Source organism: Pseudomonas putida, from assembly GCF_028682455.1.
Taxonomy (GTDB): domain Bacteria; phylum Pseudomonadota; class Gammaproteobacteria; order Pseudomonadales; family Pseudomonadaceae; genus Aquipseudomonas; species Aquipseudomonas putida_AA.
The window spans coordinates 1,381,334-1,403,320 of record NZ_JANHLD010000002.1 but is presented as its reverse complement, the minus strand read 5'-3'; the positions used below and the strand labels follow the sequence as shown (position 1 = coordinate 1,403,320).

Below are 21,987 nucleotides of genomic sequence, written 5' to 3'. Positions count from 1 at the left end.
CCGTGCGGGGTTTCGCTTTTCTGGAGTCCCAAGCATGAAACCCACTTTTCGCATCGTCGCGGACGGCAGAGACATCTCCGCGATGATCAACGACCGGCTGTTGTCGCTGCGCACCAGTGACAAGCCGGGGATGGAGTCCGATGAGTTTGAGCTGCGCATCGATGACCGTGATCAGGCGGTGTTGCTGCCGCGTCGCGGCGCCAACATCGAAGTGTTCCTGGGCTATGCCAGCCAGGCTCTGACCCGCTTGGGCCGTTACACGGTGGATGAGGTCGAGCTGTCGGGCCCACCTGACAGCTTGGTCATTCGCGGCAAGGCCAGTGACATGCGCGGTAGCGGCAAGACCACTCGCAGCGGTAGTTGGGAAGGCGTGGCCCTGCAGCAGATTGTGCATGACATCGCGGCTCGCAATGGCTGGGAGCCGGTCTGCCCGGTGGCCAGCAAGGTGCCCCGCGTCGACCAGCTCAACGAGTCGGACTTTAACTTCATCACCCGCCTGGCCAAGCAGTATGACTGCACCGCTAAGGTCGGCGACGGCAAGTTGTTGGTGCTGCCGCGTCAGGCGGGGCAGAGCGCAAGCGGCAAGGCCCTGGGCACCGTCACCATCACCCGCCAGGACGTGAGCCGCTATCAGTTCCGGGTCAGTGACAAGACCACCCACAAGGGCGTGCAGACCAAGCATCAGGACGAGAAGTCGGGCGAACTGAAAGTAGTCGACCTGGAGAACGACGAGTCTCCCAACGGCCTGCCGCCGGTGCATACCGACCGTCATATCTACCCGAACAAGACTGCCGCCGAACAGGCCGGCAAGGCGCGCTTGGCTGCGTTCAATCGCAGCACCGCTGGTGTACGCCTGGAAATGGCCGGCCGCACGGATCTGTTTGCCGAGCGCCTGGTTAATGCCCAGGGCTTCAAAGCCGGCCTCGATGGCGAGTACCTGGTGGATTCGGTCGAGCAGGTGTTCACCCAGTCCGGCTGGACCACGACCGTCGAATGCAACGGCGGCAAGAAAGGCAAAGCCAAGGCCGGCGACAAGAAGACTAAAGAATCCAAAGAGCTCAAGACCGTGGACCTACAACCCTAACGACCTGAGTGGTCAGCAATGGAGAAACACTTATGGCTATCACCGCGCAGCAGCTGCTGCAGATCCTCCCCGACGCCGGCCGCAACGCCGGCGTTTTTGTTCCTGGTCTCAATGCCGCGATGGGTAAATACAGCATCATCACGCGACTGCGCATCGCAGCATTCATCGCCCAGATCGGTCACGAATCCGGCCAACTGCGTTACGTCCGAGAACTGGGCGGCAATGCCTACCTCGCCAAGTACGACACCGGCCACCTGGCCCAGCGCCTGGGCAACACTCCCGAAGCCGATGGCGATGGCCAGAAGTATCGCGGCCGGGGATTGATTCAGATTACAGGGCACGACAACTACGAGGCCTGCAGCGAAGCGCTGTTCGGCGACAGTCGATTGCTCAACACCCCGGAGCTGCTCGAGCAGCCGGTCTATGCCGCGATGTCGGCCGGTTGGTTTTGGCAGGGCAGAGGGCTCAACTCCCTGGCAGACAAGGGCGACTTTCTGGCCATCACCAAGCGCATCAATGGCGGCACCAACGGCCTGGATGATCGCAAGGCGCTGTATCAGCGCGCCCTGGAAGTGCTGCAGTGAAAGCCTTGGATTGGCGCCTGGCGGTGCTGGCAATGCTGTTGGGGCTTGCCGTTGGCGGGGGTTGCGCCTGGCAGTGGCAGGCCAATAGCTACGGCAAGACGCTGGCAGAGCAAGCCGGTGACTTTCAACGCGAGCGTGAAGCTGCTGCCACTGCAGTGATCGAGTGGCAGTCGACTGAACAATCGCGCCGGCGAGCGCTGGAGGATCGGCTCCAGGCCGAAGACGAAACCCACTACAAGGAATTACTCAGTGCTCAACAGATTCAGGATCGCTTGCGTGACCGCCTCGCTACTGCTGATCTCCGGCTGTCAGTCCTACTCGACACCGGCGCCGAGGGTGGTGGCTGTGGGGTGCCAACCGGCACCGGCAGCACCGGCGTGGTTCATGGCGCCACGCGAGTCAAACTTGACCCAGCGCATGCTCGACGAATTGTCAGCATCACCGATGAAGGCGACCAAGGATTGATCGCCCTGAAGGCCTGTCAGGCCTACGTGCGCGCACTGGCGCGATGAATTGAAAAGGAGCGGGCAGAGTGGATGCGTCAACATCCGCGCTGCCCGCCGAACCCGCAGACCCTTCCTGCAAGTCCAGCCGAGGCTCCTGCTCCGTGCACAAAGCGCGGCGAGCCTAACACCTGTTTATCCATACAGTAAGGACTTGCTATCACATGACGAATCCAATCATTCCCTGGATGGGTGGCAAACGCCGCCTGGCCGACCGCTTGATCCCCCTCTTTCCCCCTCATGAATGTTATGTCGAAGTCTTCGCCGGCGGCGCTGCGCTGTTCTTCCTGCGCCCGCAACCCGCGCCGGTGGAGGTGCTCAACGACCTCAATGGCGACCTGGTGACGCTCTATCGGGTGGTACAAAACCACCTCGAGGAATTCGTGCGTCAGTTCAAATGGGCACTCAGCTCTCGTCAGATCTTCGAGTGGCAGAAGATGACACGCCCTGAGATTCTCACCGACATTCAGCGTGCAGCCCGATTCTTCTACTTGCAGCAGCACGCCTTCGGCGGCAAGGTCACCGGGCAGGCCTTCAGTACAGCAACTACTGGGCCAGCTATCAACCTGCTGCGCATTGAGGAAAACCTTTTCGCCGCGTGGCAGCGCCTCGCCGGCACCTACGTCGAGAACCTGTCCTGGCTCGCCTGCACTGAGCGCTATGATCGACCGCACACGTTCTTCTACATGGACCCGCCGTATTGGCAGACTGCCGGTTACGGCGTGGACTTCCCCTTCGAAGAGTACGAGCGCATGGCCGACTTCATGCGCCGCTGCAAGGGCAAGGTGATGGTCAGCATCAACGACCACCCGGACATTCGTCGGGCATTCGCGGGCCTCCACTTCGAGTGCTTTGATATCCGTTACAGCAACGGCAATCAACGAGTGGGGCAGCGGAGGTGCCGTTTGAGTTAGTGATAGTGAACTGGATGCCTGAATCATTAGATTGTCTATTTTAGAATATTTTCACTTTGAACTAGAGCTAGTTGTATTATGGCGGGGCGGTGAGTCGACTGTGGCTTGACCTCAGCAAGTAGTCATTCTTAAAGCAAGTGCTAGTGTATTCAGTGGTTCTTGTCCGGTGATAAGATCCGATAAAATTAGCGGGTGGAGTGTAAATATTGGATGGTGTCGGGGTTTTAGAGGTGGTGTCAACTGCGGGGCTTTTCTCTGTTCTTACATTTCTAGTGAATTTATATGTAACTGAAAAGTTAAGGCAGTCACTGCAGCGAGAAAACAATAAAATTGTAGAAGGGCTTAAGTGGGATTTAAAAGTCAGGGAGCAGTCGGTTAAAGTTGCAGAATATCTAGCCTTGGCTTATCGTCTCAGAAGTGAGGATTCGGATGAGTTGTACCGGCGAGCAGATCAGCTAGGTTGGGAATTGTCGATATGGTTGCCTGCCGATATTTATCGAATGGTAGCTAAGGCTGTTCATGAGCCAGATATTCATATAAATGTGTTGTCGGCTTTGGTTGAGGTCAGGAAATACTTGCTTAAAAGTGATGCTGGAAACCTGAGCTCGACCGAGATTTTGTTTCACCATCCAGGTGCAAAAAAAAGATCGCTGCAAGTTCAAGATTAAACTAAATGCACAAGTGGTTATTGAAAAGATCAATAGGTGGCGAGCTGAGGATATGTGGCTTGATAGTTGCTTGTTTGTATTGGGTTTATAGTTTCAATTGTTCAGTTGAGATCATAAAGACTTATTTTGTCAGTTCAAGAGTTATATAGAGATGTATCGCTAGCCAGTTCGTTCAACCGCTGGCAGGCGATACTGTCGACTAGTATCTCTACGCGATCAATGTAAAATATTACCACGGCTATAAAGTTTCGCGAATATACAAGGCGCGGATGCCGTAGAGGGATTACAAGGGTTTACAGGGGTGTTGGGCGTGGCTAGCCAGCATAGCCTATGTTTCGAAAGCATCAGAGTTTTGTGCATGGCAGATCACTTCTAGGGTGGTCATAGATGATTTTGCTGGAAGTATACTGTAGTCTGATCGCCTGGATGCTTGGAGGGCAACATGCTATGTCTAGTGGATCACAAATCTCTGGCCTTCAAATTAACAGCTATCTCTGAGGTGAATGCTGGATCCTGGTTTTTGGGGGGGCATAATGTCAGAAAGTTTTCTATATCGAGATGCAATGAAAATTCTAGTGCTTGGTTCTTCTAATTCGATTCGTAGTAATGCTTGGCTTGCAGGCATAAGGGAAAGCATTTCGGACGTTGAGATTACCAATTTTTCCGCTGGGGGTTCCCCTGGCGTACAATTTACATCTCACATTAATATGGACTTTGGAGTCTATGATTTTGTGGTATTCGATAGCCTGCCAAATGATGAGGAGTATTACTTTGGTAGGGATGGTTATTCTGATTTACAATACATCAACAATATACTCTTTGAGCTGTTCTCTACGATTTCAAGACAATCCAAGCTAATAGTTCTAAATATACCAATTAGGAAGCAGTTGGTTTTTGCGGACGTTGGTAAGGAAGAGAAATCTGAGGTCGCAAGAACGCGAGAGTTGATAGCTAATATTGTTGGCGCTCAAGTGATTGATGTATATTCGATTTTGAAGTATTTGTCTGTGTTTCTTGGGGGCAATTACCAAAACCTGTACGAAAATGAAGCGCACCCATTTCCTTTTGTATTGAAGCTGATAGGAGGTGTAATGGGGGAGCTTCTTTCTAGCGAAGATAATGGTAAGTATTTTTTCAATAGCAAGCAGTGCTTTAGAGATAATTACTTCCTCGTTCCACTTGGTGAGCTAATAAGGACGGAGAGTGTAAGGCTTAAAAATGCATTGATTGATGAGGTTTTTTATTTGGCAGTAGATAATGTAGTAAATCTTGAAAAGTACGCCAATTGTCAATGCATTGGATTTTATGCAGATTTCAGTGGTAGCAATGCATATCTAAATATAACAAGTGGGGGGGATGTGTTTGCGCTAAGCCTAGCAGACCTTCGCGCGCGCGGAAAAATATTGAAGGCATTCGTTCCAATGCCGAATGGCGTTAGTGTAAATGAAGTAAAATGTTCGGAAGAGCCAGCTGGAAAAATTTACAGGCCTTTGATGATAGGCAGTAGAGATGTGCGAGTTGAATCTCCAAGATTTGTGATGCGGGACTTTGTTTTTAGGAAAAAAGTGCCATTTAAAAGTGATTTTCGCATAAATTATGAGTTCGATGAAAAATCAATATCAAATGAAATTTCATTGAGATTGGTTAAGTCGCTTGTTGAAATTTCCGCTTCAACGAAATATGAATTCGGATGCCTAATTAATTCGATTAATAATACTTCGCTTTTCTATGATTATAATAAGAACTCTTGTTTGTTCATTGATCATAGGTTGGTATCTAATTTTTCTCTTGAGTTGACGCCGGTCGGGTTAGATTTTAATGAGCAAGGCGAAGCTTATTTTTATATTTTATGGCGTTCTACAAAGATTGTGCTGACGGCTTACTCATCTGGCTTAATGGTTGAGCATGATATTTTGTTGGATTGCATGCCAAGTAAAACTTTAAATTTGGGGGGGAGGCTTGGCAAATTTTATAAGCTTGATAAGCATGGAAGCAATTTTTCTTTAAGTATCGGCGGGAAATTTTTAAGGGTTGCTTTAGATGTTGCAGGCGATAATATTAGGCATGATAGGTTGCGCGCCGGGCCTTGGGAGTGGTTGACTTATTGCTCTGTTGCCTAACCAGTGACTCGCAGGTTGCGATTATTAATTGCGGGTTTGGAGCTTGACGTTAGCTGTATGCTTAGAGCGATTTCGATGAGTTTTATATAGCTAATGACGCTTTCTGGCTATCAGAGGGGAGTAACTGTAGGATGTTCCCCTCTGCTTGGCTGGTTGGCTCCATTACTGAGCGCATACCCTGAGTTTCCACTGGCGTGATATCTCTTGCGCCCGACCACTACTCGATAAAGCACAATGCATTGGGTGATCCATTATCGACCCATGGAGAGACAACTCATGCCCGGGTCACCGTGTTTGTTGAAAGGCCGAATACCTGCAAGGTAGAGCATATGTTTAGGCGGCTGGAGTAAAGCCGCTGTGTCGTTAAATGCTTCGTCCAGTTTGCGAAGTGCAAGCCAGTGATAGTTTTGTTGATTTGTGTTATGCGGTGATTACGACATTGCTTCTCATAACGTGATCCGGGTTTTAGCCGATTTGAACTGTCATCTATCCATCTTCGCGGTGCCAGTCAACTAGGCTTTGCTCGATCTCATTGCCACGCTCTAAGTGGCATTCAAATACTTTCGATATTTCTAATATCTTGTTGCTGACCTTCTTTAGAATTATAGGTCCTTGGCTGCCTAATGTATCTGTTTTAGCAAGCCGATTGGTGAAGTATGTTCCCGTAAGGTGGTTTTCACCTATGTCAAAGGTAAGAGTCCAGGCGCCTTTGAAATTTGGTTGGGATTTCTTAATACCTGTGTGTGTGTACAAAATATCTAGGTGGGATTTGTTGGCTGCGGGATCTTCAAGGGTGGCGGCATATGATTCATTTGTCCCGAGTCTTCTGTTTTTATCCCAGTGCTGATTTGGGTTGGTTTTGTAAAAAGCGTCTTCATGTATATAAATTTCAGTCCAGGTTTGCTCTATCGTGACAATGGCTAAGTGTGGCCAGTCTTGGTAGTTTGGTTGAGCGCACCCAATCCATGTTCCGTTGAGGTCTGGGATATTTGAGTTAACTAGTTTCCAAAGCCATCGATTGTAAATTATAAATAGTGCACCGAATGTTGCGGAAAAGCTGAGGGGTACTAGAGCAATGACTCCTTCGATCGGGGCAAGCAATGTTAATAAATATGGCGGGAGCAGACTAATGCAGTAAGCGCCTAGCGCAAGATATCCCCAGGTTTTTAGGCGTTCGTGCGGACTGAGCGCGTATGCGTGTCTTTTTTTCATGACGTACCTTCATTATTAAGCAGAAGCCTAATGATCAAGCATAGCTTTTAAACGTTTGGAATGATCTGAAGGGGGCTAAGAAATTCTTGTTTAGAGCAGTAATAGGGAAGCGTCCGCGCATGGTATAGGGGTGGAGAGGGCGTGTATTGGATGGGTTGGCAGCGGAGACAAAGGCGAAGAACGAAGAAAAATGGTTCTTGATCAAGGATTGTCGCAGGCGTTGGCGTTCTGGGAGCAGCCTTGGGATTCATGGTCGCCCAGATGGTTGTGTGCAATACCCTGATGTACTGCGGTACGTTTTCGCTTGGGGTGTAACGCTGGAGCCGAGTGCCCGCTTCTGGCCGGTTGCTGCCCTTAGCAAGAGGCCGCTATGGGTCGGAAGCGGTCCTTAGCGGCTGGCACCTGCCTGGCCGAAAGCAGGCTGTCCCAAGCGTCTTCTGCTAGAAACGGGTGGTACGAAAATGGTACGGGCGCTAGGAAAGTGTTCTAGAACTACCGTAAAGCTTGCGGTTTTGGAAGTGCCTGTCCAATCCATCATCGTGCCTACCCACATTGGCCTGTGCGTGTGCGGTGCGGCCCCGACTACCCTGAGTTGATCCTGCGGTCACGGACTCACAAATCAATTCCGCAACTGAAATTTTGACCCTTGCAGTGTAAGGGTTTCAGCCCCTTTAGATTACGATGCTTGCGGAAATTAAATCATCGTAGAGCATTGTTTTTAAAGGAAAATTTCGTGGACTTGAAAACCGTCGATGGGCAACTATCCTAGAGTTCTTATCTAAGGTAATTCCCAGATGCATGCTTCAAGGCATTCTAGGTGATGCATCGGGGAATTGGCAGAGTGGTTGAATGCACCGGTCTTGAAAACCGGCGAACGTTAATAGCGTTCCCAGGGTTCGAATCCCTGGTTCCCCGCCAAATTCTGTAAAAACAAGGGCTTAGAGCAAATCTAAGCCCTTTTTTTGTGCTTGTGAAATGAGGATTTATGCGGATGGCGGAGGCGATTGGCGCATTTGGCTTAAGCATGCATTTCATGAAATGCAGTCTACTGCGAGCTACTGCACGCTTGTTGTTGAAAGAAAACCAACTGCATGCTTGAAAAACGTCACTGAGCTGTGTGTCTCCGGGCCACCACAAGTCCTCCAGGAACGGATGTTGGGAGAGCTTAAGGGCATCCATTCCCCCCTGGAAGTTCAGTTAGCCCCCACAAGTCTGCCGCGTTAGAGGGCTAGAGGTGGCAGCCGAGAGGTCTTGAGTTGAAGTTCACAACTCTTGCCAGTACCGCTGAACCGTAGATTTTGGCAACCCTAGGACGCGTGCAGTTTCTGCTTGAGTCATGCCTTGACGCTTGAGGTCAATCACCGCGCTGACCCTCTCAGCGTTTGCTCGTATGCCCCTTCCGCGCTTCTTTAGAACGCCATCTTGAGTCTGAGCCTCGATGATTGTCAGTCCGCCTGACTCCATGAATCTCTGTAGCTCAGCTTGCGCATCTTGGAGTTCACGCTCGGGAGTCTTTTGGTCACGGATAGCCAAACACAATGCCATGATGGTTAGGAGGCTGACATTGAGGGTGTCGGCAATTTTGAGAAGGGTTGGCAGCGTCGCCTGAATTTTCCCTTGTTCCAGCAAGCTTAGGTTGCTCTGGCTAATAGCCCCAGCAAGGGATTCGTAACCCATCCCTTTCATTCGCCGTAATGCGCGCAGAGTGATAGCTAGCTCTTCCTTCACGATCAGCTTTCCAAAAGGAAGGATAGAGCCACAGCTGTGGCGACCCAATAAATATCATGTATTGTTATTAGCGGGTCATCTGCTTATGATGACATCTCGGTGAGCGATGAGCTGACCCTTGAATTGCGTGCGCTTCAACGGCGTGTCCTCCCGACATGCTAGAAGCACATGCAGTGTTGATTGATTGCGCTGGGCCGATCTAGGGCTGGGCTGGAGATGGAATAGGGTTTGACCACAGTGTTTGTGACCTATAGCAGCAATTTGCAGGGCCAGTTTAAGACTCCAGGTGGTGTTCGGATGCTCTGGAGTTCAGTTGATATCAGTCGGTGTAAATACTCGTTTTTGATTGAGGGGATGGGGATAGAGGACGGTGGGATAGGCCCGGTGGCGTATGTCGTCAGTGATGTTGCCACCCTCCAGATGATGCGCGTTGCAGAGCAAGGTAATTTCCTGAGCGTGAGCAATATCCACCTCATCCTATCGCCGGCAAAAAGCGAGCAAGGTTCTTACGCAATGGAGCTCCTTTCAGAGATTCGCGTTCAGGCTGGGACAGTAGAGAACCCGGTCTACGAGTTTGTTACCAGCGCAGGCCATGTTTATACGAGCGCACCGAGATGATGGGTCGAATCCTAGAGGTCTCATGGCCACAACTCTAGAAGAAGTCACTCAGTTCCTTTACGCGAGAGGGGAAGCAACTCCTGGCTGGCACGGCACCCAAGGCGAACTGATCAGCCTGGCCAACCAAGCTTTTCCTGAAAAGTCTTTTTGCCTCGTGAAGCAATGGATCATCGCCGACTTGCAGCTCACCCAAGACGAGCAGCAGAAGCAGTCATCCCTGGAAATTTTGCCCACGGTCGTCTACGCACATGAAGTCGTCCGTGACAGCCGAAACCGATTCCCGCCCGGCCACTGGGTGCGCACCAATTTCGGAATCTCACATGACCACCCGTGCATGTTTGAAACTAAAAGTACCGTCTACCTATTGCTGGGCGACGGGTTAAGGAAGCAGGCCGCACTTAGTACTGTTTTTTCTTTCCGCGCATAGCTGACTCGGCACATCGACAGACGCTGCCTTCGAGGCGGCGGGGTCGGCTGCGCGCTCTTGAAATTGCAGGAGCAAATTTTGATCAAGTTTGATTGCCGTCAGGTCACGGGAGTGATCGACAAACCACGCGTCACCGACACCGAGCCGGGGGCCGTCACTGCCCGGATCGTCATCGACGGGGAGGTGCTGCCGGAGGTTTTACTACCAGGAAAAATTTACGAAGAACTCGAGGCAGGAGAGCGTGTGACCCTGTTCGGCACCTTCACCAAGAATAAGGACAAGACGAAGAACAAGGCCACCATCTATGCCATGAAGGGCCCGAACGGCAATCTGGTAGCTGCGAGGCAGTACCAGATCAAGGTGCCGGTGATGTTAATGGCCTACTCAGTGCCTTTGATGATCTTGGCGTTCATTGTCGGGTGCTTCCTTTCGCCCTATCCGATCCACCTACTGACCGGAAGTGTCGACCCTGATTACCTTGTTCGAACCACCTTTGTTTGGGCGTTCTGGGAAGGGATTCTAGCTGGATTGGTCATGGTGGGGGTGGCGCTCAACTGGATCAGGTTGAGTAATGATCCCGAGAGTTGGGCTGCGATTGACGCTGCGACGCTTTCTCAGCGTTTCAGCAAAGCATTTAAGTAAACGCATTTACCCAGACCTCCCAGGTGGAGCTGTTGGCTAAGGAGATATGAGGCTTGAGTATTAGCGAGGATGAGCGTGAGCGCCGTCGTAAAGCTGTTGCTGCTGAAATCGCCTGTCTGACGCTTGATGGAGGACAGCTTGCTGCTGAACGCGTGGCTCAGTTGCAGCGCTATATAGATGGTGAAGTCAGCCTTGAGCAGCTTCGTGCGGAGTTAATTGAACGTCTCCGACTAGATGATGAGGGAATCGCAGATGAAGACGAAATCGGTCAAGCCTGGGGTACTCAACCATGAATGATTCAAATCTTCAGCCCTAAGCCGGCTAAAGCCGAATGACCGAGAACTGGGCGACGTAGACGCTGCAGTTCCTTTTCACCGGATTAGTAAGGCCTTTAAGTAAGCGCTTCGTATCCAGGCCTCCACTACGTTGGAGATGCCGACGGGGTGACACGGTACACGACATGGAACACCTGATCCGATGAAGCTATTGATCTACTCCGACTTACATCTGGAGTTCGTCGACTTTCAACCTCCTGTCGCAGATACCGATCTGGTCGTACTGGCCGGCGACATCTCTGTACGTGGCCGGGGAGTCATGTGGGCGAACGAGACGTTCAAATGCCCAGTGATCTATGCGTGCGGGAATCATGAGTTCTACAAGGGGCACCTCAATAAAACTCTGGTCAAGATGCGAGAAGCTGCGGCAGAGCATGTGCACGTCCTGGACAACCAAACCCTGATTATCGGCGACACAAGGTTTTTGGTAGCAACAGCGTGGACAGATTTCACCGCGACCGGGGACTACAGGGCTGCGATGAGGGTGTGTGCCGAGTGGATGAACGACTTCAAGCGCATCCGCATCGGCGAGGGATATAGCAAGCTTCGTCCTGTCGATCTAATCGCACGGAACATTACCACTCGTGAATTCTTGGCGACTGAGTTAGCGAAGGAATTCGACGGCAATACGGTGGTGGTTACTCATCACTGCCCGATCCAGGATGTCGCGGGTGATGGTCACGAAGGCCACTTGGGCGCGGCTTACTTCAATCAGTGGCACGACTTGGTGGCTCAAGCTGATATGTGGGTATTTGGTCACACCCACCATGCCGTCGACACAGTCGTCTCGGGCTGCCGAGTCCTTTCGAATCCGCGAGGATATCCAGGTGAGCGTACTGGGTTCTTGCCGAATCTAGTGGTTGAAATCTGATGAGATGAGTCCAGGCGTCCAGGCTTCTGCGCACGCAACTTGCGGCCGATGGCGTCGACGTACTCGACTGCGAAAATGAATATGAGCTAGGCGAATACAAGAGGTTTCAAATGGTCAAACGCAGCGTACCGCTCTCCACACACAAGCCCGTCGTTACACCTCCGTCCGCTATTCCCACGAGCGTTGCCAAAGCGATGCAGGCCGAATTGGGTCTCGAGATTACTGGTTACTTATCTTCCGTCGAGTATGGCCCAGGAGAGCGCTTTTTGAGAGGGGTTGTTTTCGGTGACCGAGAGAAACGCTTTGATGATGGTGAGCTGATTCGAACTTCCATCATTATGACCTCCCAAATGATTCAAGGATTTAATAGCCTTTACGTGGTTTGTGACTGGGCAGGTGATGGCGCTCGTGGGTGCTCAAAGGCACTGCACTGATGCAAAAACAGTTTTTTAATCGTTGTGGAGTTTCGGCCAGATGTCAGAAGTAATTACAGTTGAGTTTCACAGTAAGGAGGTGAGCGACTTTCAGCTGAGCCGCTTGGTGCGAGCAAGCCTTCGCAAATACACGGTGCCGATCAGAGCTTTCATCAGCGATGCACTGATCGCCGAAGACACATGCTTGGGGATTTCTTTCGACCACTCTGAGCGTGACGATGTGTACCACAAAGCGGATGGTTCGATCCTCCGCACAGGTAAAATCCAGGTAGCGAGGAAGGAAGGCCGGTTCTGGCTGCTCGAAACCCAAGACGGCAATTACGTCATAGCTAGCTTCAAGCGAGAACTCGGCAGAGCTAGCTTTCTCAAGCTTCTCAAGACCGCTGATCGTTTGCAATTGACGGTATGAAAGCTCCACCAGCCTTCAAAAAACGATTGCGATAGCGCTCTTAGGGCATTCGACGCTTTAAAGCGGTGAAGAGCATTACTGCTGTCTATCTCCTTTGATCTGCAGCTACTGGATGTGTTCAAAAGACACGATTCGTGCAGTAGCCGTAATCGTTCAGCAATTTCTGCAGAAACTCACGCCGCCTTTGAACAATACTCAAAATGAGATAGTCCCGGTCGGTGTCTCTCGTCGATAGGTGTCCAGCATCTACTAAGCCATGGATGTAGCCTTCAGCTTTGCCCCTCGATTCGAGCAATGCTTCGATGGATGTGCTTTTGTAGATGTCCTCAACGATTAGCTGCCACCGCTTCAATTGACGACGACCTACCGGCTCCTCCGAAAATTTTGGTGCATTGATCAATGCGTGTAAATCGTTGGGTAAGCTGTTTGTGCTCAAGATGGATTCTCAGAACAGTGATGTCTGTGCCGAGGCTAGCATGAGCGTACTCAATGGCTTGTTGCTGGTTGGCTTGCTGTTTAACCACTGCTCTGACAGAACGGATATACGATGACAGGCAAGCCGCTTACCTCCAAGATCACACACTCCGGTTTGCTGATAGCCTGGTGTGCTTCCTGCCGCCACGGTTGCCGCAGCGTTCAGCCGAATCGTTAACTGCTGCTTAGCAAAATTATCGCTGGGACATAATTATTACTGAGCCATAATTTCAAATAATTCCCCACGTCCACGATCAGTCCCCTGCTATTTGAGTGGTGACCTGATTTTTAAAGGGTTTGCAGGCAATCTAACAGGGGAGTGCGGTAGGCGGCGTCCCGCCGAACATTCGAAGGGGTGTTTGTAGACCTCGGGGCCATGCGCGTAGCTTCCTGGGCTCGTGGAGCGGCAAGCTGGTCTGCGATGACTTCGCAGGTTACAAAGCCAGCTTCTAGCAGGGCATCATCGAAATCGGCTGTATGGCCCACGCCCGCCGCAAGTTTTTCGACCTGCATGTAGCGAACAAAAGTCAGTTGGCCGAACAGGCACTGCAATCGATTGGCGGTTTGTACGAGGTTGAACGCCAAGGGCGCGACATAAGCGACGAAGATCGCTTGCGAATACGCCAGGAAAAGGCGGCACCGATCATCAAAGTACTGCATGACTGGATGCTGGCCCAACGCGATATGGTCGGCAACGGCCAAAGCCCTCGATTACAGCCTCAAACGCTGGGTAGCGCTGACGCGCTACCTAGACGATGGGTCTGTACCCATCGACAACAACCAGGTGGAGAACCAGATACCGCCATGGGCGCTCGGACGCTCGAACTGGTTGTTTGCCGGGTCGCTGCGCAGCGGTAAGCGGGCTGCGGCAATCATGAGTTTGATCCAGTCGGCGCGCATGAATGGGCATGATCCGTATGCCTATCTCAAAGATGTGCTGATGCGGCTGCCGACACAGCGGGCCAGTGAAACCGGGCAACTGCTGCCGCATCAGTGGATTCCTGCCTAGCTTCAACAAGGTGATTTCTGAGTGGACAATAGTTCGACAATCCAAGCGATTATTTCAGATGACCCCGTTCGGTGGCGGTTGCTTGAAATAGTGCGCTCCCTGCACTTGCCAGACTGCTGGATAGGAGCAGGTTTCGTCCGAAACGCAGTTTGGGATTATCTGCACGGGCGCGATTCATCTCCGGTCTCAACAGACGTTGACGTCATCTGGTTTGATGCCAAGCGTTGCACGCCCGACCAAGATGATGCTTTGGAGGCAATCCTCAGAGACCTAGATCCGAACGTAATGTGGTCTGTGAAAAACCAAGCGAGAATGCATGTTCAGAACGACAAATCATATCGCGGTAAGGCTCGATGCCTGTAACCGTCCGGCCAACTCACCTTCCTGACCCCGACGCCAAAGGCGATGGTGTCCACCTAATTTAAGTGGACACCATTTCTAGCCTTTTAAGCGGGTCTTTCCATGCAGTCACAACGCCGTTCCTATTCAAAATCCTTCAAGGCCCAAGTTGTCCAAGAGTGCGCCCAGCCCGGCGCATCGATTGCCAGCGTCGCGCAGAAGCACAGCCTTAACGCGAACCTCGTACATAAATGGATTAGGGTACTCACGAACAAAACCATGGCGCTGCAACCTGCTTTCATTCCAGTGCCCTTGCCGCTAGCCGGAGGACATTCGCAGGCAGCTTCATCAAGTATCTGCATTGAAATCCAGCACCCGCGTGGCACCGTCAAAGTGAACTGGCCGACCGAAAGCGCTGTCGCCTGTGCCACCTTTCTGCGAGACCTGTTGGAATGATTCGGATCGATGCCATCTGGCTTGCCACCGAGCCTATGGACATGCGCGCCGGTACCGAGACCGCGCTGGCCAGGGTGATCGCGGTGTTCGGTGTGGCGAAGCCGCACTGCGCATACCTCTTCGCTAATCGCCGTGCCAACCGAATGAAAGTCTTGGTGCATGACGGTGTGGGCATTTGGCTGGCAGCGCGACGATTGAACCAAGGCAAGTTTCATTGGCCCGGCATCCGTCACGGATCGGAAGTCGAACTCGATAACGAGCAACTTCAAGCCTTGGTACTGGGTTTGCCGTGGCAGCGGGTCGGCGCAGGCAGCGCGATCACAGTGCTTTAGCCCCTGCCATTAGCCCATCGGTTTATCGCTGTTGACGACCTACTCTGACACAATCAGCGGCATGACTTCCTCGCCCAATCTCGACCAGATGACACCGGAACAGCTGCGCGGCTTGGCCGAACAGGCTATGCAGTTGCTGTCCCAGGTCGACTCCATGAGCCAGAAAATCCAACGCCTCGAAACGGTCAACGAGCAACTGGCTCATGAAATCGCCATCCTCAAGCGACACAAGTTCGCCAAGCGCAGCGAGCAACTGAGCCCCGACCAAGGCAGTCTGCTTGATGATCTGCTCGATACCGATATCGCAGCTATCGAAGCCGAGCTGAAGGCAGCCAATCCGCCGGCCGCACCGGCCGAGCCACGTCATAAGCCCAAGCGTGCACCACTGCCGCCGCAGTTTCCGCGAACCGTGATCCGTCACGAACCAGAGAATACTCAGTGCGTGTGCGGCTGCCAGCTTCAGCGAATCGGCGAAGACGTCAGCGAGAAGCTCGATTACACTCCGGGCGTGTTCACAGTTGAGCGGCATGTGCGTGGAAAATGGACGTGTCGTCAGTGTGAAACACTGATCCAGGCGCCTGTACCGGCCCAAGTGATCGACAAGGGCATCCCGACCGCAGGCCTGTTGGCCCACGTGATGGTGGCGAAGTTCGCCGACCATTTACCGCTGTACCGGCAGGAGAAGATTTTTGGTCGGGCCGGACTGCCCATCGCCCGTTCGACACTGGCGCAATGGATCGGACAGACCGGTGTGCAGCTCCAGCCTCTGGTCGATGCGCTGCGTGAGCATGTGTTGGCCCAGGGCGTGATCCACGCCGATGAGACCCCGGTTCAGATGCTCGCACCAGGCGAAAAGAAAACCCACCGCGCTTACGTGTGGGCCTATAGCACCACGCCTTTCTCGGCCCTAAAGGCCGTGGTCTACGACTTCAGCCCCAGCCGTGCCGGCGAACATGCGCGTAACTTCCTGGGCACGTGGAACGGTAAGCTGGTCTGCGATGACTTCGCCGGCTACAAGGCCAGCTTCGAGCTGGGCATCACCGAAATCGGCTGCATGGCCCATGCACGCCGCAAATTCTTCGACCTGCATGCAGCCAATAAAAGCCAGTTGGCGGAGCAGGCGCTTCACTCGATTGGCGGGTTGTATGAAGTCGAGCGACACGCCAAGGAAATGAGCGACGAAGCCCGCTGGCGATTACGTCAGGAAACAGCGGTGCCCATCGCTGAAAAACTGCATGAGTGGATGTTGGCCCAACGCGAACTTGTGCCCGAGGGTTCGGCCACGGCCAAGGCCCTGGATTACAGCCTTAAACGCTGGGTAGCGCTGACGCGCTACCTGGAAGATGGTGCTGTGCCCATCGACAATAACCAGATCGAGAATTTGATCCGGCCGTGGGCGCTTGGGCGCTCGAACTGGTTATTTGCCGGGTCGCTGCGCAGTGGAAAAAGGGCGGCGGCAATCATGAGCCTGATCCAGTCGGCGCGTATGAATGGGCACGATCCGTATGCCTATCTCAAGGATGTACTGATGCGGCTTCCGACACAGCGGGCGAGCGAAATCACGCAATTACTCCCGCAGCATTGGATGCTTGCCTGAGGCAGGCTAAGTGGACTTCGCCAAATAGTCAGCTCAAAGGCTGATTGGCATCAACAATTCGGAAGCGACTTTTCTCAGCATGTAGGTTTCGCGCAGAATTGATTGCCCCATCGAAGACTCGTGCCGCTGCATAACGGCTTCATTGTGCGTGATTGCTTCATGCAGGTTGATCCAGACAGGCCGCATACCATTAGCGATTTCGTGGCTTTCCATTCTCACGGGCTCTAGCTGGGGCGCTACTTCGCATTGATAAAAATGCGAGGTCATGTGCATCAGATCGTACTGTGGCTTCCAGTAGGACCGGTACTCCTCGATGTAACCGTAGTGCTGGAGCACCTGTATTTCACGGGCACCAGTCTCTTCCTCCAGCTCACGCTTCAGGCCTGTGACAATGTCCTCGTCAACATCAAGGCCGCCTCCAGGAAAGCTGAAGTCGTTATAGCGCTCGGTGAACAGCAACACGGATCTGCTCACCCCGCATCACGATGCCGCGTGCTGCATGTCGACGGAATACTCTGCCCTGCTTGGATTTCAGCTCGGGGTGAACAATTTCAGTTATGAGTTGCATGGGGCTCGTTACGGCAAGATCAGTTAGTCATCGTCCAGGGTGGCCACGGCATTTCCGCAGTTCTGGAAATACTGTGGCCAGTGGAACTGGCTCAGCGAAGCAGCAATACGGGTAAAGTGGATGTTCGCAGCATCGTCGTGGTCGTGCTACCTATCAGAAACTGCCTGATGCGTGAGTGCCCGTACGCCCCCATGACCAAGAGGTCAATGCCGTGCTCTGCCTGATACGCATGCAGTGTGGACTCTACTTCGCCTGGGCGGATCTCGGTATGCACCAGCGAGCCGGAAGAGGCAAGCGTGGTTCGTGCCTTCTCCAGCGCGTTCTGGTTGTCTTCAGAATCCGCTCCAACCATGACGATATGAATTGGCAGGCCTTCACACAGCGGGCTTGAAGCAAGCATCTGTACGGTCTTGTGGCATGTAGCACTGCCGTCAAATGCCACCATGACCGTTTCAGGTTTCCTGAAATGGCTGGTTGTAATCAGGATGGGGCGGTGGATAGTTCGGACTACCGCTTCAATCTGGCTGCCAAGACTTTGGGCACTGCGCGTGCTGTCCTCACCGACTCTTCCAATCACCAGTAACCGAATATCGTCTTGGAGATCGCTCAGGCTCTCGACGAGATGGCCATGGCGCTGCTTCATATCGGGTGACATGGCGCCAGAGTGGACTGTTCGCTCGCGAGCTTTTTCAAGCATGTGCTGCCCATGCTCCAAGGCCAGTTTTGCCCGCTGCGCATCCAGCGTGGCCAACTCTTCCAGTAGATGTTCTCTGCTACCGAGACCGATATTGCCGCTAAGATCAGCGGATGCAGGATACTTCTCCTTATCCAGCACATGAAGCAAGGTCAGGGGAGCGCTGAGTCGTTGCGAGGCCCATGCTGCGTAATCGCAGACCGCCAATGAGGATTGTGAGTTATCAATGCATGCCATTACGTGGGTCATTGTCGTTCTCCTTAGTGGCTCATGAGCTTGTCGATGGCGCCGGGCTTGTCATGCACGCCGAAGCGGTCAACGATTGTTGCGCTGGCTTCATTGAGACCGAGCACTTCAACCTCAGCTCCTTCGCGTCGGAACTTGATTACGACCTTATCCAGCGCTGCGACGGCGGTGATATCCCAGAAATGCGCCTGTGTGAGATCGATGGTGACCTTGTTGAGCGCCTCCTTGAAGTCAAAAACCTCAGTGAACTTGTCCGCAGAGCTAAAGAACACCTGGCCCACGACGCGGTAAGTCCGATGCGATTTCGTCTCTTCAAGAGTGCTCTTGATATCCAGGTAGTGCCCGACCTTGTTTGCGAAGAACAGGGAGGCCAGCAGCACACCTACCAGTACGCCGTAAGCCAGATTGTGAGTGGCCACGACGACCACGACGGTCGCCACCATGACGAGGTTGGTCGACAGCGGATGCTCTTTCAGATTACGCAAGGAATCCCAGCTAAAGGTGCCGATGGACACCATGATCATTACAGCCACGAGTGCGGCCATAGGGATTTTGGAGAGCCATTCGCCAAGAAATACCACCATCAGCAGCAGGAAAACGCCGGCACACAATGTCGAGAGACGGGTGCGGCCGCCAGATTTCACGTTGATGATCGACTGGCCGATCATGGCGCAACCTGCCATACCGCCAAGCATGCCGGCAGCGATGTTGGCCACACCCTGGCCTTTGCACTCGCGGTTTTTGTTGCTGGTGGTATCCGTCAGGTCGTCGACGATGGTCGCGGTCATCATCGACTCCAGTAGGCCTACAACTGCCAGCGCTGCGGAGTAAGGAAAGATGATCCGCAGGGTTTCAAAGTTCAGCGGCACTTCAGGCCACAGAAAATCGGCAGCGTGTCCGGCAGTTGGCCCATGTCACCGACGGTGCGGATATCCAAACCGAGGTAAATGGCGATGGCAGTCAGCGTCAGAATGCACACCAACGGAGAGGGAATCAGCTTGCCGATTTTCGGTACATACGGGAACAGGTAGATGATTCCCAGGCCCGCAGCGGTCATGGCATAGACATGCCAGGTGACATTGGTCAGCTCAGGCAATTGCGCCATAAAAATCAGAATCGCCAATGCGTTTACGAAGCCGGTGACTACCGAACGTGAAACAAAGCGCATCAACGAGCCAAGCTTCAGGTAGCCGGCAAGGATTTGAAGTACGCCACATAGTAGAGTCGCGGCCAGCAGGTACTGGAGTCCATGCTCTTTTACCAGCGTAACCATCAGCAGTGCCATGGCGCCTGTCGCCGCCGAGATCATTCCGGGGCGCCCGCCGACAAAGGCGATGACAGCACAGATACAGAAGGAGGCGTAGAGACCGACTTTGGGATCTACCCCGGCGATGATGGAAAAGGCGATGGCTTCCGGGATCAGCGCGAGTGCGACCACCAGCCCCGCGAGCACGTCGGCACGGACGTTGGAAAACCACGTTTGTCTAAGTTTTTGCAGCATATAAATATCCAAGGCAAAGCATCGCGCACGCCAAGGGAGTGGCGAGCGAATCGATACAAATTCAAATTTTGAGGATTTTTTGCTGTGTGCTTAAGGTGTAAAACCAGGCGTACAGCAGTGAGCACCCGCGAGCGAGGCTAGCGGAAGCAGGTTGTTGCGAGGGGGCGTAGCGCTAAGGCGGCGTAGGCTGCCAGTAGATCGTTTGGAGTACAGTCATGCTGATGTTCCTGTAGCTCAAGGGGTATGCGGAGCCGAAGTATACAATGAAGCCATCGTCGATTGCGACCCGCTGGCAGGCTCTGCATGACCTACGTCAGATACAGGCTTATTCAATGGGTATACCTGCGGGCAAGGCTTTGTTTTCCACCCGTTCTTGTCCGAGCTGGTCTGTGTGCTGAGGGGTGAGTTGGCCAGACGGTTACCGATGCCTAGCTTCTGCTGTATTGCCGCAAATTTTCGAGTGCCCTTGGCTAGCGATGGAGGATAAGGAAGCGTGTACTGCATAGCTGAGTGATAGCATTTAGCCTCTCTGCGAGATAAGCTCAAGTTTTCAGGCATCAAGGAAGACTATGAACAGGCTCATCGCTGTCGTTGGAATGTGCTTTGTGCTCAGTGCTTGCGCGACATCCCATTACACCGCTGGCCGAGATTTTCCTTCGGCAAGTGTGGGTACCATCACCAAAGGAAAGACCACGACGACTGAGCTGAAAGCACTTTTCGGTGAGCCTTACACTAAGAGTGCTGTAAGCGAGACCGATGAGAAGTGGATTTACACGTACACGTCCGGCTCTTCGCATGCCCAGAGCTATGTGGTGACGATGAAGGTCACCACCACCGGTACGCTGAAGACTCTGGATGTCCTCATCCGCGATGATGTGGTCATCAATTACACCTTCAGTGAAGGCCCCGCACCTGGTAGTAGCACAGCCACCTACTGATGAGGGAGAGCTCCTGATTGGACAGAACGTATGCCTACGTTGATGAGTCGGGTAACTCTGATCTAGACACATCCAAGGTGGGAAGCTCTGGCTTCTTCGTGGTTTGCTCTATCCTCGTGGTTGAGAAAGACCTGCAAGCAGCCTACCAGCGCGCTGAGGAACTTCGCCGGCAGCACTTCCAGACAGGCGAAATCAAGTCCAGTAAGGTGCGTGCGAAAGATGCTGACCGACGCGTTCGTATCCTGACCGACCTTGCGGAGCTTCCAATCAAGCTTTATTTCGTGGTCGTCGAGAAGGAGCGCATCTACAAAGATGGAGGCCTGCAGTACAAAACCTCGTTCGTAAAGCACATAAACGGATTGCTCTATGGTCGGCTTTTCAGGAATTGCCGCAACCTGCAGATGACCGTTGATGAGCACGGCGGGGCCGAGTTTCAGGAAAGCCTAAAGGCGTACGTTCAAGATCGCTATGTCGATGACCTCTTTGGAGACGATCATGCATTCCAGACCAAATCCAGCAAGGATGACGTGCTGATTCAGGTTGCTGATTTCTTTGCGGGGTCGGTTGCTCATATCTATGAACAGAAGGTCAAGGAAGATCTCGCTCAAGTCTATAAAAGGATCCTCCGCGAACAGACCTTAGGCCTATTGGAGTGGCCACCCAAATTCAACTCCCTACTTCCGCCGCCTATGGATGAGTCTAGGTATGCAGACTACCAGGTGCATCAGGAGGCGCTTCGCCAGGCAGATCGCTTTATCGATCAGGCCGGACAGTATCCGGACGAGGACGAACGCCTACAGCTCAGCATTCTGGATTACCTGAGGTTCCAGAGTGAATTCGTCACGAAAGACTACATCCCGACGGCCGACATCCTGGCTCATCTGGGTGAAAGGGGCTTTGGCGATCTCTCTGAGCAACGGGTTAGGTCAAGTGGCATTGCAAAGCTCCGGGACGCTGATGTCATCATCACGAGTACGTCTAAGGGGTACAAAATTCCCCAAACTAGAGCTGACATCAACGACTTCTTAGAAATGGCATCTGGTGTGGTTGTGCCGCTACTTGAGCGTGTCAAGAAAGCCCGTGCGGTCTACAAACTGAGTAGTGGAGGGGAGTACGACATCATCAAGGCGGCTAGGCTTATGGATCTAGAGAAGCTGCTTACTTCTCTTGAAGCGTTTGCCCCTGATTGATACTTGGCCAAATAAGTTGTCGGGGAAAATGCCGATTTAAACCAATGTCAGATTGAAGGAAATCATCACTTAGATCGCTTAAGATACCTCGCCT

Annotated in this window: 21 protein-coding genes, 1 tRNA gene and 5 pseudogenes; 21 read left to right on the top strand and 6 right to left on the bottom strand. The window is 52.8% G+C overall.

The window, feature by feature from the left end:
* Positions 1 to 34 precede the first annotated feature (34 nt).
* The 6 genes and pseudogenes from NPS58_RS17020 to NPS58_RS16995 all read left to right on the top strand — a co-directional run bounded on the left by NPS58_RS17020 (position 35) and on the right by NPS58_RS16995 (position 5,873).
* On the top strand, positions 35 to 1,084 hold the full coding sequence (locus NPS58_RS17020) for a phage late control D family protein (protein ID WP_274116509.1): 1,050 nt from the start codon (positions 35 to 37) through the stop codon (positions 1,082 to 1,084).
* A 32-nt stretch (positions 1,085 to 1,116) separates the two neighbouring features.
* Positions 1,117 to 1,668, top strand: coding sequence for a glycoside hydrolase family 19 protein (locus NPS58_RS17015; RefSeq protein WP_274116508.1), 552 nt, complete (start codon positions 1,117 to 1,119; stop codon positions 1,666 to 1,668).
* On the top strand, positions 1,665 to 2,180 hold the full coding sequence (locus NPS58_RS17010; RefSeq protein WP_274116507.1) for a lysis system i-spanin subunit Rz: 516 nt from the start codon (positions 1,665 to 1,667) through the stop codon (positions 2,178 to 2,180). The genes NPS58_RS17015 and NPS58_RS17010 overlap by 4 nt, the downstream gene beginning before the upstream one ends.
* A gap of 155 nt (positions 2,181 to 2,335) precedes the next feature.
* Positions 2,336 to 3,129, top strand: a pseudogene (locus tag NPS58_RS17005) (DNA adenine methylase).
* Positions 3,130 to 3,291: 162 nt separating this feature from the next.
* The gene (locus NPS58_RS17000; RefSeq protein WP_274116506.1) at positions 3,292 to 3,753 is read left to right on the top strand and encodes a hypothetical protein; all 462 of its coding nucleotides are present in this window, start codon (positions 3,292 to 3,294) and stop codon (positions 3,751 to 3,753) included.
* Positions 3,754 to 4,316: 563 nt separating this feature from the next.
* A complete protein-coding gene (locus tag NPS58_RS16995; RefSeq protein ID WP_274116505.1) occupies positions 4,317 to 5,873 on the top strand; it encodes a hypothetical protein in 1,557 nt (518 codons plus the stop codon).
* A 486-nt stretch (positions 5,874 to 6,359) separates the two neighbouring features.
* Here NPS58_RS16995 and NPS58_RS16990 read toward each other — a convergent pair whose 3' ends face one another.
* Complete coding sequence (locus tag NPS58_RS16990) at positions 6,360 to 7,085, bottom strand: hypothetical protein (protein ID WP_274116504.1); 726 nt, start codon at positions 7,083 to 7,085, stop codon at positions 6,360 to 6,362.
* Positions 7,086 to 7,912: 827 nt separating this feature from the next.
* Here NPS58_RS16990 and NPS58_RS16985 point away from each other — a divergent pair.
* A tRNA-Ser gene (locus NPS58_RS16985) sits at positions 7,913 to 8,003 on the top strand.
* A gap of 345 nt (positions 8,004 to 8,348) precedes the next feature.
* Here NPS58_RS16985 and NPS58_RS16980 read toward each other — a convergent pair.
* A complete protein-coding gene (locus NPS58_RS16980; RefSeq protein WP_274116503.1) occupies positions 8,349 to 8,813 on the bottom strand; it encodes a helix-turn-helix transcriptional regulator in 465 nt (154 codons plus the stop codon).
* Between the two features lie 228 nt (positions 8,814 to 9,041).
* On the opposite strand from NPS58_RS16980, the gene NPS58_RS16975 reads away from it, so the two are divergent.
* The 7 genes from NPS58_RS16975 to NPS58_RS16945 all read left to right on the top strand — a co-directional run bounded on the left by NPS58_RS16975 (position 9,042) and on the right by NPS58_RS16945 (position 12,549).
* Positions 9,042 to 9,431, top strand: a complete 390-nt coding sequence (locus NPS58_RS16975; RefSeq protein WP_274116502.1) for a hypothetical protein — start codon at positions 9,042 to 9,044, stop codon at positions 9,429 to 9,431.
* Positions 9,432 to 9,453: 22 nt separating this feature from the next.
* A complete protein-coding gene (locus NPS58_RS16970; protein ID WP_274116501.1) occupies positions 9,454 to 9,858 on the top strand; it encodes a DUF6957 family protein in 405 nt (134 codons plus the stop codon).
* A 78-nt stretch (positions 9,859 to 9,936) separates the two neighbouring features.
* Positions 9,937 to 10,500 carry a hypothetical protein gene (locus tag NPS58_RS16965; RefSeq protein WP_274116500.1) on the top strand — a complete coding sequence of 188 codons (564 nt, stop codon included), beginning with the start codon at positions 9,937 to 9,939 and terminating at the stop codon, positions 10,498 to 10,500.
* Between the two features lie 53 nt (positions 10,501 to 10,553).
* Complete coding sequence (locus tag NPS58_RS16960) at positions 10,554 to 10,793, top strand: antitoxin VbhA family protein (protein ID WP_274116499.1); 240 nt, start codon at positions 10,554 to 10,556, stop codon at positions 10,791 to 10,793.
* Between the two features lie 184 nt (positions 10,794 to 10,977).
* On the top strand, positions 10,978 to 11,706 hold the full coding sequence (locus NPS58_RS16955) for a metallophosphoesterase (RefSeq protein WP_274116498.1): 729 nt from the start codon (positions 10,978 to 10,980) through the stop codon (positions 11,704 to 11,706).
* A 110-nt stretch (positions 11,707 to 11,816) separates the two neighbouring features.
* Entirely contained in the window at positions 11,817 to 12,140 is a 324-nt protein-coding gene (locus tag NPS58_RS16950) for a hypothetical protein (protein WP_274116497.1), read from the top strand.
* A gap of 40 nt (positions 12,141 to 12,180) precedes the next feature.
* Positions 12,181 to 12,549, top strand: a complete 369-nt coding sequence (locus tag NPS58_RS16945; RefSeq protein WP_274116496.1) for a hypothetical protein — start codon at positions 12,181 to 12,183, stop codon at positions 12,547 to 12,549.
* A 118-nt stretch (positions 12,550 to 12,667) separates the two neighbouring features.
* On the opposite strand, the gene NPS58_RS16940 is transcribed toward NPS58_RS16945, so the two are convergent.
* A complete protein-coding gene (locus NPS58_RS16940; RefSeq protein ID WP_274116495.1) occupies positions 12,668 to 12,985 on the bottom strand; it encodes a hypothetical protein in 318 nt (105 codons plus the stop codon).
* Between the two features lie 413 nt (positions 12,986 to 13,398).
* Here NPS58_RS16940 and tnpC (NPS58_RS16935) point away from each other — a divergent pair.
* The 5 genes and pseudogenes from tnpC (NPS58_RS16935) to tnpC (NPS58_RS16915) form a co-directional block, all read left to right on the top strand.
* Positions 13,399 to 14,032 (top strand): annotated as a pseudogene (gene tnpC / locus NPS58_RS16935) (IS66 family transposase); the annotation flags it as partial.
* Between the two features lie 21 nt (positions 14,033 to 14,053).
* A pseudogene (locus NPS58_RS16930) lies at positions 14,054 to 14,371 on the top strand (nucleotidyltransferase family protein); the annotation flags it as partial.
* A gap of 123 nt (positions 14,372 to 14,494) precedes the next feature.
* Positions 14,495 to 14,827 carry an IS66-like element accessory protein TnpA gene (tnpA, locus tag NPS58_RS16925; RefSeq protein WP_009684096.1) on the top strand — a complete coding sequence of 111 codons (333 nt, stop codon included), beginning with the start codon at positions 14,495 to 14,497 and terminating at the stop codon, positions 14,825 to 14,827.
* Positions 14,824 to 15,159, top strand: coding sequence for an IS66 family insertion sequence element accessory protein TnpB (tnpB, locus tag NPS58_RS16920; protein ID WP_009684097.1), 336 nt, complete (start codon positions 14,824 to 14,826; stop codon positions 15,157 to 15,159). Before tnpA ends, tnpB begins: the two co-directional genes overlap by 4 nt.
* Before the next feature lie 61 nt (positions 15,160 to 15,220).
* Positions 15,221 to 16,756 (top strand): IS66 family transposase, encoded by a 1,536-nt coding sequence (gene tnpC, locus NPS58_RS16915; protein ID WP_009684098.1) that lies wholly within the window; start codon positions 15,221 to 15,223, stop codon positions 16,754 to 16,756.
* Positions 16,757 to 16,789: 33 nt separating this feature from the next.
* Here tnpC (NPS58_RS16915) and NPS58_RS16910 read toward each other — a convergent pair.
* The 3 genes and pseudogenes from NPS58_RS16910 to NPS58_RS16900 all read right to left on the bottom strand — a co-directional run bounded on the left by NPS58_RS16910 (position 16,790) and on the right by NPS58_RS16900 (position 19,765).
* Positions 16,790 to 17,324, bottom strand: a pseudogene (locus tag NPS58_RS16910) (NUDIX hydrolase).
* A 91-nt stretch (positions 17,325 to 17,415) separates the two neighbouring features.
* Complete coding sequence (locus tag NPS58_RS16905; RefSeq protein WP_024947943.1) at positions 17,416 to 18,267, bottom strand: universal stress protein; 852 nt, start codon at positions 18,265 to 18,267, stop codon at positions 17,416 to 17,418.
* 11 nt (positions 18,268 to 18,278) lie between these two features.
* Positions 18,279 to 19,765 (bottom strand): annotated as a pseudogene (locus NPS58_RS16900) (SulP family inorganic anion transporter).
* A 569-nt stretch (positions 19,766 to 20,334) separates the two neighbouring features.
* On the opposite strand from NPS58_RS16900, the gene NPS58_RS16895 reads away from it, so the two are divergent.
* Positions 20,335 to 20,703 carry a hypothetical protein gene (locus NPS58_RS16895; RefSeq protein WP_274116494.1) on the top strand — a complete coding sequence of 123 codons (369 nt, stop codon included), beginning with the start codon at positions 20,335 to 20,337 and terminating at the stop codon, positions 20,701 to 20,703.
* 17 nt (positions 20,704 to 20,720) lie between these two features.
* Positions 20,721 to 21,893, top strand: a complete 1,173-nt coding sequence (locus tag NPS58_RS16890) for a DUF3800 domain-containing protein (protein ID WP_274116493.1) — start codon at positions 20,721 to 20,723, stop codon at positions 21,891 to 21,893.
* The last annotated feature ends 94 nt before the right edge of the window (positions 21,894 to 21,987 follow it).

What these genes read in the sequence shown, in the direction of transcription:
- NPS58_RS16955 (WP_274116498.1), top strand. Translation starts at nt 10,978, where the DNA reads ATGAAGCTATTGATCTACTCCGACTTACATCTGGAGTTCGTCGACTTT.
- NPS58_RS16995 (WP_274116505.1), top strand. Translation starts at nt 4,317, where the DNA reads ATGAAAATTCTAGTGCTTGGTTCTTCTAATTCGATTCGTAGTAATGCT.
- tnpA (WP_009684096.1), top strand. Translation starts at nt 14,495, where the DNA reads ATGCAGTCACAACGCCGTTCCTATTCAAAATCCTTCAAGGCCCAAGTT.
- NPS58_RS16990 (WP_274116504.1), bottom strand. Translation starts at nt 7,085, where the DNA reads ATGAAAAAAAGACACGCATACGCGCTCAGTCCGCACGAACGCCTAAAA.
- NPS58_RS17020 (WP_274116509.1), top strand. Translation starts at nt 35, where the DNA reads ATGAAACCCACTTTTCGCATCGTCGCGGACGGCAGAGACATCTCCGCG.
- NPS58_RS16945 (WP_274116496.1), top strand. Translation starts at nt 12,181, where the DNA reads ATGTCAGAAGTAATTACAGTTGAGTTTCACAGTAAGGAGGTGAGCGAC.
- NPS58_RS16895 (WP_274116494.1), top strand. Translation starts at nt 20,335, where the DNA reads ATGAACAGGCTCATCGCTGTCGTTGGAATGTGCTTTGTGCTCAGTGCT.
- NPS58_RS17015 (WP_274116508.1), top strand. Translation starts at nt 1,117, where the DNA reads ATGGCTATCACCGCGCAGCAGCTGCTGCAGATCCTCCCCGACGCCGGC.
- NPS58_RS16905 (WP_024947943.1), bottom strand. Translation starts at nt 18,267, where the DNA reads ATGACCCACGTAATGGCATGCATTGATAACTCACAATCCTCATTGGCG.
- NPS58_RS16950 (WP_274116497.1), top strand. Translation starts at nt 11,817, where the DNA reads ATGGTCAAACGCAGCGTACCGCTCTCCACACACAAGCCCGTCGTTACA.
- NPS58_RS16970 (WP_274116501.1), top strand. Translation starts at nt 9,454, where the DNA reads ATGGCCACAACTCTAGAAGAAGTCACTCAGTTCCTTTACGCGAGAGGG.
- tnpB (WP_009684097.1), top strand. Translation starts at nt 14,824, where the DNA reads ATGATTCGGATCGATGCCATCTGGCTTGCCACCGAGCCTATGGACATG.
- tnpC (WP_009684098.1), top strand. Translation starts at nt 15,221, where the DNA reads ATGACTTCCTCGCCCAATCTCGACCAGATGACACCGGAACAGCTGCGC.